We start from the raw sequence: 14,956 nt of genomic DNA on the forward strand, positions 1-14,956 counted from the left end.
CATCCCGGTCGAAATATCGACGACTTTCACACCTGAAGTTGCCGAGACCATGCAATCTGAGGGTGTTGCGTCCGAAACCGCCGCTGGACGGCATCTTGTTCTAGCCTGGCAGGCATGAGCACCTCGTTGTACTACTCCGCCGTCCGCACCACACCGCTGACCGACGACGAGAAGGCCGAAGTCGACCGACTCATCGCCGTCCACAACGACGAATTTCCGTTCGACTACGAGGTCCTGGACCTCTATCCGTCGGATATCCCCAACACTCTGCTCAACGGTTCGACAAAGATCTCGAGCGACCCGACCGAGGTAATCCCTTCGCTCGTCTACTGGTTCAACGCTCTGACTGAACTCCGGCGAGCGGTTCCCGACGCAGACTGGGACGTTTCACTCGACGACACCCCCGCCGATTGGGATGACAGCTCCGGCTATTCGCTCCCCGGACTCGTCGACATGCAGTAGCGAGTCACGGGTTCGCCAGGAGGGCGGCTCCGTAGCTCTCCAGCGCGATGAGCGCCAACTCTGTTGGCAGCCGACGCTGGTCCACGCTGCGGCCTAACAGCTTTTCGGCCTGATCGAGTCGATACCGCACGGTGTTCTTGTGCAGACCGAGCGCCACGGCGGTAGCGGCTGCAGTGCAATTGTTCTCGTAATAGACCCGAACGGTGTCACGGATACGCGTCGTGACACCGTCCGCGCCGGCGAGGCCTTTCAATTCCCGAGCCACCAACGCACGCAGTTCGTCCAGATCTTCGGTGAGCAGACAGGGAACCTGAACATCTTCGTAGACGGTGACCCCCGGCGAACGCGTCGAACGGACCGCGATGCGCTGCGCGGCGAGAGCCTCGCGGTGACTGCGCGCGAATCCTTCCATTCCGTAACCGCTGGCCCCCACCGCGACACGAAGATCCGAATTCCGAGCACGATCGAGCGCCGCCCACTCATGGTCGTCGAAATGCGCGACCCACGACCACACCTCGCGCGCCCCCGAAGGCAGCGTCAGCACGCGCTCGGCGTTCGACTCGTCCACAAAGGAACGCGCATACGAGTCCAATCGGGCCAATACGTCGGCGGCCGGATCGGTGTCGTCCGTCCAGAGAACAAACGCAGTGTGGTGGCGCCGCATCGGGTAGTCGAGAATCTGCGACACCTCATCGGAGTGAAGTGCTTCGCCTGCGACAATCGCGTGCACCGTCTCGGACCGACGCGCAAAAGCGCCGCGCGCCAAGCTCTCACGCTCCTTCGCATACGTTGCCACCAACAATTCGGTGGTCACTTCCAGCCATCTCATGGCCGAACCCCACACTCGGACCAGAAGTGCGCGCTTGAGTTCCGGACCGATCGGGAGTGCTTCTATCGACTCGTCGACGAAGCCCAGCATCGCGAGGCGTCCGGCACCGTAGATCTTGAGCAGGACTCGAAGATCCATACCGCGCCTGGCAACGGTGAGTGCAAGCGCAACCGACTCCGGCGGCGGCGTGACCTCCTGGGAACCGCCCGCGATCGCGGCCACGATGACGCGAAGCTGCGCCGCAGTGCTCGCATCCACATCGCGTCGTAGCTCCCGGTCAGCCGCCACTTCAGGATTGGCCACCGCAATGGCGTCGTCGATGCGTTGAACGAAACCGTCGATCACCTCCGGCTGGAGATAGATGGGTGCGAGATTTGCAATCCAGCCGTCCAACTCCGATGTGTCCATAGCGCCTCCCCGACTTGTCACCCTGATTGTGACTTAGTCACAAATCTATCGTCTCACTTCGGCCAAGAAGCCCTAGCAACCCGGTTTCGACTGGTCCACAATCACATCTCACTGCAGATTAATCTCACTGCAACCAACCCCTGTCTTTGGAGACGCTGGAGTAAATGAACAAACCTTTCGACGGTCAGGTAGTGGTCATCACCGGCGGCGCCCGGGGCATCGGATACGCCACCGCGAAGCGGCTCATCAGCCTGGGTGCGACGGTCGCGATCGGCGACATCGACGAAGCCACTCTCGCGCAAGCAGCCAAGGATTTGGGCATCCGCACGTTCGGGCGCCTCGACGTCACCGACCCCGCCTCGTTCTTCGACTTCCTCGACACCGTCGAAGGTGAACTCGGCCCGATCGACGTGCTGGTCAACAATGCGGGCATCATGCCGGTCGGACGGATCGTCGACGAGGACGACTCCGTGACCAGACGCATCATCGAGATCGACGTCCTCGGCGTGATCACGGGAACCAAGCTCGCACTACGGCGGATGCTTCCGCGCGGACGTGGACACGTCATCAACATCGCTTCGCTTGCAGGCGAACTCCCGTGCCCCGGTTTGTCGACGTACTGCGGCGCCAAGCATGCGGTGTTGGGCTTCACCGATTCTGTCCGCAAGGAAGTTCGTGCCACCGGAGTTCACATCTCGTCTGTGCTGCCGACGCTCACCAACACCCAACTCACCTCGGGCACTTCGGGAATGAAGGGATTCCGAGAGGTTCAGCCGGAGGAAATCGCCGAAGCCGTCGTCGGCTTGATCACCAAACCGCGCCCACGCGTACGCATTACGCGGGTGTCCGGGCTGCTCGTGCAGGCACAGGGCTTCTTCCCCCGGCGGCCGTACGAGGCATTGAGCCGACTGTTCGGCGTCGAGACGCAGTTTCTCGGCGACGTCGACACCGCGGCACGTGCTGCCTACGAAGAACGCGCCCGCGCAAGCTGATCAGGTCAGCTCGGTGGCCGGCCAGTCGAGCAGCTTCGCACCCAGTACGGCAGCGTGGAGCGCGAAGCTGTCGTTGGGATCGTTGACGTTCTGACCGGTGAGTTCACGGATACGGTCCAACCGGTACGTCACGGCGCGGACGGACAAATGCAGGTCTCGGGCGGTCTTAGCCGTATTGCCGCCGGCGGAAAAGTACGCGAGCAGTGTGTCGATCATCGGTCCAGCGCCACCACGCGCCTCGAGCAGCGGTGTGAGAAGGGTGTGGATCAGGTCGGTGACCGCCGGTCTGTCGTTGACCAGAACCCGGTAGACCAGCAGGTCACGAGCATCGATGATCGGTGCGGTCAACGACAGGCGCTGCGCCAGGTCCAGTGCGTCCAGCGCCTCCCGGTACGACGCCACCACGCCCGAAGCGGTGGTTCGAGGGCGCCCGACAGCGATCTGCCACGTGCCGTCCAAAGGACGCCGCTGCAACTGCACTCGCCCGTCGTCATCGGTCCCCGGCCCGAGAGCCGACCGAATCCCTGCCAGCACGTGGTCGACGGCATCGCGATCCGGCGCCGCGAAAACGACCACCAGTTTGCCGCTCTTGCTGGCGACCAACGCATCGGCGTCACCCTTGCTACCCAGAACGGCACGTTCGACGGCGCGCACCAAAGGGTTGTCGTCGGTGAACTCACGGGCGGCGGTCACTACCGCCACGGCATGCGGACCACTGAGGTGGAGACCGAATCCTGAAGCGCGATCCAACAATCCGACGACGTCAGCGCCGCCGGTCAACAAGTCGTCGACGAACTCGCGGCGTGCCGATACCTGCGAGCGGACCAGAGAACGTCTGGCCAACTGAAACCCTTCGGCCAGTTCGGCGACGGCATCGTCGACGGCACGCAGCATCACTTCGCCGGCCGCGACGACGGCATTCGGATCCGATTGTGCCGCAATAACAGCAGGCAGTTCACGCCACAGACGCCAGGCCGAGGAGAGATACAGATCGAGCAGGGCTCGCAGGGCCACACCTTGCTGCGCTGCTTCTTCCCCGCGAGCGCGGAAGCGGTGCAGCTGGCGACGCTGCAGCGGTTTCCCTTCACAGACAGCATCGCTGAGCACGTCGAGGAAATCACCCAGCAGTTCGACGGGCAGGCCACCGGCGTCATCGGCCCCCGCCGCGGCAACCCGGCGTATGGCGTCGTCAGGTACCCCGGTTCGGCTCACCCTCGCATTCTCTCACTGCCGGCAGCATTGCCTGGCGTCACGAAAGGCGCATCGAACCCGTGTCGATGTACCGCTGATGGAACGAGAATGCCTCGCCCAGGATGTGCGGCGTCTGCCCCGCACCCGGTTGAGCGTCGGCGCGAGCGATGTAATCGTGGAGCAGTGGCCGGAACTCCGGGTGAGCACACTTGTCGACGATCAGGCGCGCGCGTCGCCGCGGCGACAGACCGCGCAGATCCGCCAACCCCTGCTCGGTCACCAACACCTGAGTGTCGTGCTCGGTGTGGTCGACGTGCGGAACCATCGGCACGATCGCCGAGATCTCACCGCCGCGGGCCGTCGACGGGCTCAGGAACATGGACACGTAGCCGTTGCGGGCGAAGTCCCCCGAGCCGCCGATTCCGTTCATGATCTTCGTCCCCATGACGTGCGTCGAGTTCACGTTGCCGTAGATGTCGGCCTCGAGCATGCCGTTCATGGCGATGATTCCGAGCCTGCGCACCACCTCCGGGTGGTTGCTGATCTCCTGCGGACGGAGAGTGATGTGGTGGCGGTAGAAGTCGATGTTCGCGGTCAGTTCTTCGATGCCCTCTTCGGTGAGCGCCAAAGCCGTCGAAGACGCATGCGCGACCGTTCCGTCCTTGATCAGCTTCAGCATCCCGTCCTGGATGACCTCGGAGTAGCAGGTCAGGCCGCGATACGGCCCCCGATCGAGCCCTCCGAGCACCGCGTTGGCGACATTGCCGATGCCCGCCTGCAGCGGAAGCAACGTATCGGCCGGCATCCGTCCGGCGCGCACCTCGAAGTCGAAGAATTCCAGGACGTGCCCGGCGATCGCCTCACTGACGGCGTCGGGTGCAGTGAGAGGGCTCGCGCTGTCACGGCAGTTGGTCTCGACAACGGCCACAACCTTCGTGGGATCCACTCGGAACGTGGTCTGGCCGATCCGGTCCTCGACACGAATGATCTCGAGCGGCTTGCGATGCGGCGGCAGCGCGGTGCCGTAATAGACGTCGTGAATACCTTCCATCGCCTCGGGCACCCACGAGTTGACTTCGAGGATGACCCTGTCGGCGACGTCCAGCCAGGTCTTGTTGTTGCCAATCGACGCGGAGGGAATCAGTTCCCCTGATTCGGTGATACCGGCGACCTCGACCACCGCGACGTCTACGTTGCCGTAGTAGCCCTCCCACACCTGCTGAGCCACGTGGGAGAGATGGATGTCCACGTAGTCCATACGACCGTCGTTGATCCGGCGACGTGCGGTGGCCTCGGACTGATACGGCATGCGCAGCGCGATTCCGTCGACCTCCGCGAGCAGCCTTTCGGTCTCGGTGGACACAGAAGCGCCGGTCAGGAGATTGATCGTGAAGTTCGATCCGTTGCCGCGGGTCCGGTGAATGCGCTCGGCCAGGGCCGGAATGACAACCTTTGGTGTACCGGCGCTTGCGAAACCGCTGATCGCGACGGTGTCGCCCGGGTTGATGAACTTCACGGCGTCGGACGCGGACATCACCTTCGACGCAAACGCTGTGGCGCGAATGCGGTTGGAGGTGGCGTTGTGTCCGGTCTCACCGAAGGTTGAACTCACGGCACCAGGATAAACAGGGCACGTCGAAGCGATTTACGGGGATAACCCAGACAGAATCGCTCCGACATGCTATGAGCACCGATCAGTTGACGACGCCGTACACGCCTTCGCCGACCAGGCTCGCAATTCGATATTTCTGGATCTTGCCCGACCCTGTCAGTGGGAACGCCTCCGCGCTGAACCACTCCTTGGGCGCCTTGTGGCGCGCCAGTCGCTCGGTGCAGAACTCGACCAGTTCAGCGGCGGTCGGTTGGTCGGACTCGTCCTTCCAGCGGATGACGGCGACAACTCGCTCACCCCACACCTCGTCGGGCACACCCACGACCGCCACGTCGAGAATCTTCGGATGTGTGAAGATCACGGACTCGACCTCACGCGGATAGATGTTCTCACCGCCGCGGATGATCATGTCCTTGAGGCGGCCGGTAACCCGGACGTATCCACGTTCGTCCATCGTCCCCAAATCGCCGGTATGCAACCAACCGTCCTTGTCCACGGTGTCGGCCGAAGCCTCCGGATTACGGAAGTACTCGGTCATGACGAGGTACCCGCGCGCGCAGATCTCGCCTTGTTCGCCGAGCGGCACGCTGTCCCCGGTCACGACGTCGGAGATCTTCACCTCGACCTGCGGCAACGCGAGTCCGACCGTCTCCGACTTGTCTTCGTGGGTGTCGGCCGGGCTGGTCTGTGTGATGACGGGGCTGGCCTCGGTTTGTCCGTAGACGATGCTGAACCCCGCCCCGAAGGCCGACTCCACCGTGCTGACGAGTTCGGGCGGGACCGACGACCCGCCGGATACGACTACCGAACAGGCCGAGAAGTCGCGGCTCGCGAAGCTGGCGTCGTTGATCATCGCGATCAGCATCGTCGGCACTCCACTGACCACGTCAGCGTGAAAGCGTTCCGCCGCATCGAGAACCGCAGTCGGATCGAAGTACTGGATCAGGCCGATGGACATTCTTCGCTGCGCGGCGCCGAGAACCAGGATCCCGCACCCGGCGGTGTGGAACAGCGGCATGGCCGACACAACCGAACCCCGCTCAGGGAATCGGCCTCTCCGACTCACGAAATCGGCATTGTTGACCAATCCGCGGTGATGCAACAGAGCACCTTTGGGAACTCCGGTGGTTCCCGACGTGTACTGAATCTGCGCATTGTCATCGGGAGAGACTTCCGGCAGAGCGCCTCGCTCGCCCGTCCAACCTCGAACCTGACGATCCCAGTCTTCGAAGTTGACTGCCAGAACCTCCTCTCCCGCACTCGAAATCGCCTCGGACGCCACCGCTGCCATGTCACCGCCGCGGAACTTTCCGGTGTGGAAGAGCCCGCGGGACTGGGACTGCGACAGGACGTACGCGAGTTCCTCCGCACCCAACGCCGGATTGGCAGTCACCAGAACCATCCCGGCGAGCGCGGCGCCGTATTGCAGGATCATCCACTCCGGAACGTTCGGAGCCCAGACGGTGATCCTGTCTCCGCGATCGAACTGGGACAAGAGGTAGTGCGCACACCCCTCCGCTTCGTCCAGCAGTTGCGCGAAGGTCCACGTGCGATCGGTTTCGGCGGCCCCGGACAACGAATGCGATTGCGCCGGAACTACTTCTCTGATTGCAACCAGATTCGGCGAGTCCGCGGCGCACTCTCGCAGCAGCCCGCCCACCGTTTGTTCCGCAATCGGGTCCGACACGTCAGCGGGGAAGTACGACGTTTCGAGAACACTGCTCATCTCACATCCACTTTCTATCGAGGAGGGGTGTCGGACGCGGGGAGCGGCCCGCCTCCGTCTGGAATCTTGCGTCCGGAATCGCGGTACTGAACCGCGGCATGGAATCCGTCGCGCTCGGCAAAATCCTTGAACCAGCGCCCCTCCGGGGAGTGACGCGTAATTCCGTCGAACAGGGTTGCCAGCACCTGGGTGCCTTGCAATCCCATGTTGTCGTACGCCTGGTTGATCATCATCTTCTGCATGGCCAACTGATTGAGCGGAACACCGGCGATGCGATCCGCCAACGCTTCCACCGCCGAGTCCAATTCGTCGGCCGGCACCGCTTCGAGCGCCAATCCCCAGTCAGCCGCAGTGACACCGTCAATGGTGTCTCCCGTCAACAGCATTCGCTTGGCACGCTGGGCGCCGAGCCGGTACACCCACATTGCCGTCGTCGGGCAACCCCACACACGCGCAGGCGGGTATCCGATGCGAGCGTCGTCGGCCATGATCAGCATGTCGCAGGACAGTGCGATGTCACTTCCACCGGCAATCGCATATCCCTGAACCTTGCAGATCGTCGGCTTGAGCGATCGCCAGAGCGTGAAGAAGTCGTCGGTGTTCTGCTTCATCCCGCGAAAGTCCTTGATGGGGTCCCAGACCGGGCCCTGGTTCCACTTTCCGTCAAGGTCGCCTTCGGCAAACTTCTTGAGATCGTACCCGGCACAAAACGCCTTGCCCGCACCTTGCAAGACGATCACACGGACCTCGTCGTCGTCATTGGCTGCTGCCACCGCGTTTCGAATGTCCGACGGCATCCGGTCGTCGATCGCGTTGAGCCGATCGGGGCGGTTGAGCGTGATATACGCTTTACCACCGGACGTCTCGTACTTCAGGGTCGCAAAATCCGTCATCATCGGTCCTGTCGACAGAGCGCGCCTCGCTCGGAACGAGTTGCGCTAGTTCTGGGTGAGGAGCAGGCGAACGACGCCTGCCCATTGACTGATCGAACGACGCGCAGACGCGTCGCTCTTCTGCACTGCCCGGGACAGCGCCAAACCACGGAGCATCAGCACCGTCAGATCTGCAATCTGCGAATAGTTCTCGGAAGCAACAATTTCGGGACCGAAAGCGTCGTGGACAACTCGCCGCAGATCCCGTCCGGCGATTCGCTCCGATTCCCGGAGCACCTCGGCCAACACCGGATCCGTCCGCGCTGCGGACCACAGTTCGAGTTCCGCTTGAAATGGCGGCTGAGTCAACGCCGAATACAGAGCGGAGATCGAGTTCTCGATCGTGTCTACCGACGAATCCTGCCGAGACATGGCAGCTCTTACCGCCACCTCGTTCCGTACGACGATGTTCGACACCAACGCCGCAGTGAGCTCCTGCATGTTCGGAAAGTGGTGCAGCAGAGCGCCCCGACTGACTCCGGCAGCGGTTTGCACCGACTGCGTCGTCAGAGATGAATAACCGTCCGCTATCAGTAAATCCGTTGCCGCATCGAGAATCCGGTGGCGCGTCGCTTCGCGCTGCGCATCGCGCAGGGTCACGGTCTCACCTCCAACTTCTCGAGTGGCATGGCTCACAGTTTCACAGTCCATTCAGACTGTCAATGGCCGAAAGCCTCCGGCGTACTCTCGATGCACCGGCCCTTCGGACTGATCGGAGCAACACGTGACGACCTCACCGCCGACCGTCTCGCTGACGCTCGACCAACTTGCTTCACGCGCTGCTTCCCTGATCACCGACGACGGTCGGAGAATCCTCGGCATCACGGGCGCACCGGGAGCCGGAAAGTCGACGGTGTCACAGGCAATTGTGCGGAAATTGGGTTCTCGTTGCTCCATCGTCGAGATGGACGGCTTTCATCTTGCCAATCGGGAACTCGACCGACTCGGCAGGCATGAACGCAAAGGTGCACCGGACACCTTCGACGTCGACGGGTACGCAGCTCTACTACGCCGACTCCGAGCCTCGAACTCGACGGTCTATGCTCCGGTCTTCGATCGCGAGTTCGACGAATCGATAGGCAGCACAACGGCCGTCGACCCATGTACACCGCTGATAGTCACCGAGGGGAACTATCTCCTCCTACCCAGTGGTGGATGGCAGGAAGTGCGAGCAGCACTCGACGAGGTCTGGTATCTCGACGTTCCGGAGGAAACTCGGACGAAGCGCTTGGTGAAACGCCACAGCCGCTTCGGAAAGAGTTCCGAAGCGGCTGCCGAGTGGGTGAAACGGGTAGATCAGCCGAACGCCGAGTTGATCAGCGCAGTCAGGTCACGCGCGGATCTGATCGTCAGAATCGAACGGTCCAAGACTCAGTGATGTCAGCTGAAAACCTAAGAACCGCCGCCGGTTCCGAGAAAAGTTGCCAGCCCGGCAACTCCGGCGATTCCGCCGAATATCGCCGCCAATGCACCGGCGACGGTGATAACGCTGTCGAGCGCTTTGAGATCGGTGTCGGATGAACCCATGACAGTCTCCTGGAGTCAGAATTGAAAGTGGGGTTGAATGTGCGCCGAAGTGCGCAATGTTGCACACGTCACTTTATCGGCATTCGCGACGCAGATCAACGAAAACTGTCTCCACATACGTTGCACTGCAACATATTTAAACAGTAGCTTGCAGGTCCACCGAGACACGACGACGGCCACCGGCCCGCAGCGCGGGCAGATGGCCGTCGTTGTATATTGCCGAGGAGTCAGACGCTCGTCACATGCATGACGTGCTTGGCCCTCGTGTACTCCGCCAGTGCGAGCTCCGACAGATCCTTGCCGTAACCCGACCCGGCGAAGCCACCGTGAGGCATCTCAGCGGCGAGCATTCCGTGGGCTCCCACCCAGACGCAGCCGAAGTCCAGTTCGGCCGTCATCCTCATCGCGGTGCCGTGGTCGGACGTCCACACGCTCGACGCGAGAGCGTACTTGGTCCCGTTCGCAAGTTCGATCGCTTCAGCCTCGGTGGAGAACGACTGTACGGTGACAACCGGCCCGAATATCTCTTCCTGGACCAACTCGTCTTCCTGCTGCACCCCGGAAATAACAGTCGGCAGATAGAAAAACCCAGGTCCAGCTGGCTTTCCCCCGCCAATACATACGTTCGTATTTGCTGAGCGTCTCTCTACCAACTCCGCCACTTGATCACGGTGAGCGCGGCTGACCAGGGGGCCGAGACAATCGCCCGATTCCGGTCCTCCCAACCTCAAGTCCGCGGCCGCAGCCGTCAACTTCTCGGTGAAATCCTCCGCAACCTCCTCTTGAACGAGAATTCTCGTCGCAGCGGTGCAATCTTGACCGCTGTTGTAAAAGGCTCCGGCAACAATCCCCGTGACTGCGCCGTCGAGGTCCGCGTCGGCGAAAACAACGGCGGGTGCCTTGCCTCCGAGTTCGAGATGCAACAGCTTGACGTCTTCCGACGCGGCCTTTGCGACCGAAATACCCGCTCTCGTCGATCCCGTCAGCGCAATCATCCGAGGAACCGGATGAGCGACGAGCGCGGCTCCGGTATCGCGATCGCCGCACACTACGTTCAACACCCCGGGCGGATAGATCTGCGCTGCGAGCACTCCCAGCATCACCGCGGTTTCCGGCGTCTCCTCGGCCGGCTTGAGCACGAGGGTGTTTCCCGTCGCGAGTGCCGGCGCGATCTTCCAGACCGCCATCATCAACGGGTAGTTCCAAGGAGCGATCGCACCGATCACGCCAATGGGTTCACGTCTGACATAAGACGTAGCACCCTCCGTGTACTCCATTGCGGCAACGCCCGGCAGAGAGCGGGCAATACCCGCGAAGTACCGCAGAAAGTCAACACACTGCGGGATCTCGTCGTCTCGCACCTGCCTGAGAGGCTTTCCAGTACTGCGGCATTCGACCTCGAGGAAATATTTCGCGTTTGCTTCCAGCGCGTCCGCAAGGGCCAGCAGCAACTCCTGACGGCGCGCAGGGGTGGACCGGCGCCAGGACCGCGCAGCCTTCTCGGACGAACGGCAGGCTCGATCGACGTCATCGGCGGAACCGACGGCAGCACGGGCATATGGATTGTCGGTCACCGGATCGACCAGCACGGAAAGTCTACCTGCCGGGCTCTCGCACGTTCCGTCGATCACGTGACCAAACGCTGCGACAGTCATCGAAGTTTCCACCGTCATGAGCGCGATCCGGGGAGCGCGACGAAGAACTTCTTCGACGGCTCAACCGTCTCCCAGGTACCGCGAAACGACTGCGGCACGAAAAATGCTTCCCCAGAAGAGAATTCGCGACGGTTTCCATCGAGGTCGATCAGCGCCACCCGGCCGCTGATCATGATGCAGACCTCGTCGTACGGATACGGGTCGCACAAGAGCGTGCCGGGCTCGCCCTCCCAACCACCGCCGAAGTATTCCCCGTTCGGATCTCCGAATGACCTCCATTCGGATTCCGACCAGTTCGGGCTCGCGTCGTCACCCCACTCCGGGATGAACCGCGTCCCCTGCCCTGGCCCGAACGTTCGAATGTCGTTGACACTCATGTCATTTTTCCTTCGTGTTGGAGCTGGAAATTCGTGCAGCAAACAGATTCAGTACGTTTGCAGTTATTCGTTCGGTGAACGGATCGTGATGGATCAGCCCGTTCACCCATTCGGTGGAACCTGCGTTGAACACGGAGCCGAGACCTCGCTTGTGACAGGCGACCATTCCCGATCCGTATTCGAGATCACGAAGGTGATCTGGAGGCTCACTGCCGTAGAAGCATTCGATGATTCCCTGCACTTCGGCGAAAGGCGCACCGATCGGAACTTTCCCGTTCCATTTGTCCCGCGAACCCGAAACTGCCGGCGCCATCGCGATGATCTCCAGATCCTCGGGAGCGCCGTCGACGCCGGTCGCATACGGCTGGCCCTTCCGGAACGTGAAATCCACGCCGTCCATCTCGAATCCGGCAACACAGATCGGGGCGATCCCGAAGTTGTCTCCGTAGTACAGGTCGGTTCCGTTCAACGCCCAATGATCCGGCCGGTATACCGTGAAACCACCCGAAGACCTGGGAGTTGTTGCACCGTAACGATTGTAGACACCGGCCATGCCGGTCAAACCCATCGTCCACGCTCCCGGTCGGGCAACCTCGGGCGAATCCCACGCCGTCGTCACCCGGGTCGGGTCGACTTCTCGCATCGGATCGTCGAACGGATTCTTGTAACAGACTTGTGCGTCGTTTTCGAGGCGTACCTGCCACAGGAAGTTCCCACCGAATCGCGCCAGACCACCACCCTCTTCGACGAAATCGTCTATGCAGTCACGCATCTCCCAGGACCAGTACTCGTCGTGACCGACGACAACTGCGCATGAATATCCCTGCAGCGCTGACGGATCGTTATGCAGATCGTGTTGTGTCACGTGGTGGACGCGGAACCCCTGCTCTTCCGCCCAGACCGTGAACGGCCTCTCGTAAGTGGCCCAGAAGGCGTCCGCATGGTGACGCGAGTAGCCGTTCACCCACGCCCATTCGTACGGCGGGTGACGGGGTATCCATCCGATTCCCGGTGTGTCGGTGTGGATGTTGCGTGCTGCGCCCTCGGGTTTGCGCAACATCCCCCGCGCGACAGGACGCTGCGTCGAGGAAATCGGTGTCGGCACATCGCCGGAGCCGTCCGGAACACCTCGGTAGTGGTTTGCCCCACCCCAGTCGTTGTAAGCCAACATCGTGCTGGTGGTGTGAATGAGTACGAAGTCGGCGTGCTCGGGTTCGCGCGCCTTGACGACGAAGAAGCCCTCCCGCTCAATAGTCACCCCTTCGTGGAGCATCCGGACCAAAACCAAGTACATGCCGGACGTCCACTTCGGATCTAATTCGACAGCAAGGGATTCCGACCAGTCGCAGCCCACTGCGTACGCATCGGCAGGCGTCTGCTGCTGCTTGCCCGGCAGACCGAAGTATTGCGCGACCTGTTGCGGCCGGGTGCCGTCTCGAACAATTTCGAGGTCGTATTCTTCTGCGGTGGTATGCACTCGGATCGAGACGGTGTCACCACCGAAGTACGAGAACCTGTCCGCATAGACCCATATCTCTGGAGCGCCCGGAACAATTCCGGGACGTTCGACCAACCCTCCGGGGACCGACCATGCGTATTCGCTCATACCGACAGCACCTCGATCGAGTGGTTACGAACCCACAGGCTCCGAACGACCCCCACTGCGAAAGCAGCGACCAGTGGCACCACGAACAACAGATTCCGAGCTGTGGTCAACCCAGTCACGGTGCCCATGTTCACTTGCAGGAATCCGAGAGCCACGACGAGCGAAACGGCAGCGAGCGAGGGCGCGATCAGCCTCTGCCACAAGCCTTCTCCCCTAGCTCCCGTCGAGAAGAATCGGACCACGGCAATCGAGGTCAGGATCTGCAGAGCAAGTACGGCGATGATGGTGGGGGTATTCGTCCACAGAACAACCTCCGTGTACGGATCTGCCGGGGTCAGCGCAAATCCTGCGATCGCGACGAACACCAGAACGCCCTGAACAATTCCGGCGACGCTGGGCGTACCAGTCGTCGGTGACACCTTCGCCAGAACCACGGGCAAGATTCGCGCACGGCCCATGGCCAGTAGATAGCGACTACACGCATTGTGGAGTGCCAGGCACCCCGCGAAAAAGCTTGTCACGATGAGCAGGTGCATGACGTCGGTCATCGTCTCTCCGGCGAATTCACTGTTGAGGTCGAAGATCAGCTCCGAGGGATCACCGCCGAGGAAGTCGACCATCCGACTCGGTCCAACAGCCTGCACGATCACCCAGGCGCAGAAGGAATAGACAACCGCCAGGACGATCACCGCCGTGTACGTCGCGCGGGAGACCGTGCGCTTGGAATCGACGACCTCCTCGCTGTAGATCGCTGTTTGCTCGAAACCGACAAACGACGTGAAGGTCAGAACAAAGACGCTGGCCAAGCCGGCGGTCAGGAAGGTGGAGGGCGAGAAACTGGTCAGCGAGAGCCCTTCGTGTCCGCCTTTGACAAGGACCGCAATGCAGAAGACGGCGAGCACGCCGAGCTCGAGTGCCATAAGCACTGCAAGCACCTTGGCGCCGATGTCCACCCGGTTGTATCCCACGACAGCGACCAGAACAGCAATTGTCAGTGCACATGCGTAGACGGGCACGGATATGCCGAACAGACTGTCCAAGGTCGACGAGGTGAAGATGCCGCATGCGACGACGAACCCGATCTGGCCGCCGAGGTACCCGACGTAGGCCACTACGGAGGACCCCGCGCCGACTGTCTTTCCGAGCCCTTCGGTGATGTAGGCGTAGAACGCACCCGCACCACGGATATGCCTGCTCATCGCCGTGAAGCCGACGGCGAACAGTAGGTAGACGATCCCGGGAACGACGTACCCCACCGGAAGCGCAGCGCCGGAAACCATCAGACCCAGTGGCGCGAATCCCACAAGGATCGTCAGCGGTGCCGCTGCGGCGATGACGAAGAAGACCAGATGTCTGCTGTTGATCGTCCCCCTACGAAGCCCCGGAGTGGCTCCGGGCGGATGCGGGTCGGGAGCTGTGCCCACCCTTCGCGGGTCGGTGTTGTCGGTCATGGAGTGACTCCGTGCGTTATCGCAATTATGCGCTTGGACTGGAACGAGTGCGCCATGTGTGTCCAGGAAAATCATTCGGCCTTCGACTGGCGTTCCATGAGCGTGCCCAATCGTTTCAGCAGTGTCAATAGCTGCGATGAAACGATTCGGCATTCGCCTTCTTCGGGCAACGGTCCACCAACTGCAGC

Annotated in this window: 14 protein-coding genes; 3 read left to right on the forward strand and 11 right to left on the reverse strand. The window is 61.8% G+C overall.

Features of this window, described 5'->3' with window-relative positions:
* Window positions 1–114: 114 nt before the first annotated feature.
* Window positions 115–462, forward strand: a complete 348-nt coding sequence (locus P3G66_RS15630; protein ID WP_054825100.1) for a hypothetical protein — start codon at window positions 115–117, stop codon at window positions 460–462.
* Window positions 463–466: 4 nt separating this feature from the next.
* Here the strand turns inward: P3G66_RS15630 and P3G66_RS15635 are convergent, their stop codons facing one another.
* The gene (locus P3G66_RS15635) at window positions 467–1,699 is read right to left on the reverse strand and encodes a helix-turn-helix domain-containing protein (RefSeq protein ID WP_276116821.1); all 1,233 of its coding nucleotides are present in this window, start codon (window positions 1,697–1,699) and stop codon (window positions 467–469) included.
* A 164-nt stretch (window positions 1,700–1,863) separates the two neighbouring features.
* Between P3G66_RS15635 and P3G66_RS15640 the strand changes: the two genes are divergently transcribed.
* Window positions 1,864–2,691 (forward strand): SDR family oxidoreductase, encoded by an 828-nt coding sequence (locus tag P3G66_RS15640; protein ID WP_276116822.1) that lies wholly within the window; start codon window positions 1,864–1,866, stop codon window positions 2,689–2,691.
* Here P3G66_RS15640 and P3G66_RS15645 read toward each other — a convergent pair whose 3' ends face one another.
* The 5 genes from P3G66_RS15645 to P3G66_RS15665 all read right to left on the reverse strand — a co-directional run bounded on the left by P3G66_RS15645 (window position 2,692) and on the right by P3G66_RS15665 (window position 8,752).
* Window positions 2,692–3,903: a helix-turn-helix domain-containing protein gene (locus P3G66_RS15645; RefSeq protein WP_007730515.1), complete on the reverse strand. Its 1,212-nt coding sequence runs from the start codon at window positions 3,901–3,903 to the stop codon at window positions 2,692–2,694.
* Window positions 3,904–3,940: 37 nt separating this feature from the next.
* Entirely contained in the window at window positions 3,941–5,494 is a 1,554-nt protein-coding gene (locus tag P3G66_RS15650; RefSeq protein WP_007730514.1) for an acetyl-CoA hydrolase/transferase family protein, read from the reverse strand.
* A gap of 82 nt (window positions 5,495–5,576) precedes the next feature.
* Window positions 5,577–7,220: an AMP-binding protein gene (locus tag P3G66_RS15655; RefSeq protein ID WP_276116823.1), complete on the reverse strand. Its 1,644-nt coding sequence runs from the start codon at window positions 7,218–7,220 to the stop codon at window positions 5,577–5,579.
* A gap of 14 nt (window positions 7,221–7,234) precedes the next feature.
* Window positions 7,235–8,113: a crotonase/enoyl-CoA hydratase family protein gene (locus tag P3G66_RS15660; protein ID WP_223304467.1), complete on the reverse strand. Its 879-nt coding sequence runs from the start codon at window positions 8,111–8,113 to the stop codon at window positions 7,235–7,237.
* Between the two features lie 45 nt (window positions 8,114–8,158).
* The gene (locus tag P3G66_RS15665; RefSeq protein ID WP_003943069.1) at window positions 8,159–8,752 is read right to left on the reverse strand and encodes a TetR/AcrR family transcriptional regulator; all 594 of its coding nucleotides are present in this window, start codon (window positions 8,750–8,752) and stop codon (window positions 8,159–8,161) included.
* Window positions 8,753–8,876: 124 nt separating this feature from the next.
* Between P3G66_RS15665 and P3G66_RS15670 the strand changes: the two genes are divergently transcribed.
* Window positions 8,877–9,530: a nucleoside/nucleotide kinase family protein gene (locus tag P3G66_RS15670; protein ID WP_276116824.1), complete on the forward strand. Its 654-nt coding sequence runs from the start codon at window positions 8,877–8,879 to the stop codon at window positions 9,528–9,530.
* 14 nt (window positions 9,531–9,544) lie between these two features.
* On the opposite strand, the gene P3G66_RS15675 is transcribed toward P3G66_RS15670, so the two are convergent.
* The 5 genes from P3G66_RS15675 to P3G66_RS15695 all read right to left on the reverse strand — a co-directional run bounded on the left by P3G66_RS15675 (window position 9,545) and on the right by P3G66_RS15695 (window position 14,768).
* Complete coding sequence (locus P3G66_RS15675; protein WP_003942853.1) at window positions 9,545–9,679, reverse strand: hypothetical protein; 135 nt, start codon at window positions 9,677–9,679, stop codon at window positions 9,545–9,547.
* Between the two features lie 227 nt (window positions 9,680–9,906).
* Window positions 9,907–11,352, reverse strand: coding sequence for an aminobutyraldehyde dehydrogenase (locus tag P3G66_RS15680; RefSeq protein ID WP_276116825.1), 1,446 nt, complete (start codon window positions 11,350–11,352; stop codon window positions 9,907–9,909).
* Window positions 11,349–11,711, reverse strand: a complete 363-nt coding sequence (locus P3G66_RS15685) for a cupin domain-containing protein (protein ID WP_042921486.1) — start codon at window positions 11,709–11,711, stop codon at window positions 11,349–11,351. The genes P3G66_RS15680 and P3G66_RS15685 overlap by 4 nt, the downstream gene beginning before the upstream one ends.
* 1 nt (window position 11,712) lies before the next feature.
* Window positions 11,713–13,317 carry a N,N-dimethylformamidase beta subunit family domain-containing protein gene (locus tag P3G66_RS15690; protein ID WP_276116826.1) on the reverse strand — a complete coding sequence of 535 codons (1,605 nt, stop codon included), beginning with the start codon at window positions 13,315–13,317 and terminating at the stop codon, window positions 11,713–11,715.
* Window positions 13,314–14,768, reverse strand: coding sequence for an APC family permease (locus P3G66_RS15695; protein ID WP_276116827.1), 1,455 nt, complete (start codon window positions 14,766–14,768; stop codon window positions 13,314–13,316). The genes P3G66_RS15690 and P3G66_RS15695 overlap by 4 nt, the downstream gene beginning before the upstream one ends.
* Between the last annotated feature and the right edge of the window lie 188 nt (window positions 14,769–14,956).

Source organism: Rhodococcus sp. C3V (genome assembly GCF_029269915.1).
GTDB classification, from domain to species: Bacteria; Actinomycetota; Actinomycetes; order Mycobacteriales; family Mycobacteriaceae; genus Rhodococcus_F; species Rhodococcus_F qingshengii.

Coding starts and splice junctions, on each gene's coding strand:
- P3G66_RS15675 (WP_003942853.1), bottom strand. CDS start 9,679: ATGGGTTCATCCGACACCGATCTCAAAGCGCTCGACAGCGTTATCACC.
- P3G66_RS15685 (WP_042921486.1), bottom strand. CDS start 11,711: ATGAGTGTCAACGACATTCGAACGTTCGGGCCAGGGCAGGGGACGCGG.
- P3G66_RS15635 (WP_276116821.1), bottom strand. CDS start 1,699: ATGGACACATCGGAGTTGGACGGCTGGATTGCAAATCTCGCACCCATC.
- P3G66_RS15655 (WP_276116823.1), bottom strand. CDS start 7,220: ATGAGCAGTGTTCTCGAAACGTCGTACTTCCCCGCTGACGTGTCGGAC.
- P3G66_RS15690 (WP_276116826.1), bottom strand. CDS start 13,317: ATGAGCGAATACGCATGGTCGGTCCCCGGAGGGTTGGTCGAACGTCCC.
- P3G66_RS15695 (WP_276116827.1), bottom strand. CDS start 14,768: ATGACCGACAACACCGACCCGCGAAGGGTGGGCACAGCTCCCGACCCG.
- P3G66_RS15680 (WP_276116825.1), bottom strand. CDS start 11,352: ATGACGGTGGAAACTTCGATGACTGTCGCAGCGTTTGGTCACGTGATC.
- P3G66_RS15660 (WP_223304467.1), bottom strand. CDS start 8,113: ATGACGGATTTTGCGACCCTGAAGTACGAGACGTCCGGTGGTAAAGCG.
- P3G66_RS15630 (WP_054825100.1), top strand. CDS start 115: ATGAGCACCTCGTTGTACTACTCCGCCGTCCGCACCACACCGCTGACC.
- P3G66_RS15640 (WP_276116822.1), top strand. CDS start 1,864: ATGAACAAACCTTTCGACGGTCAGGTAGTGGTCATCACCGGCGGCGCC.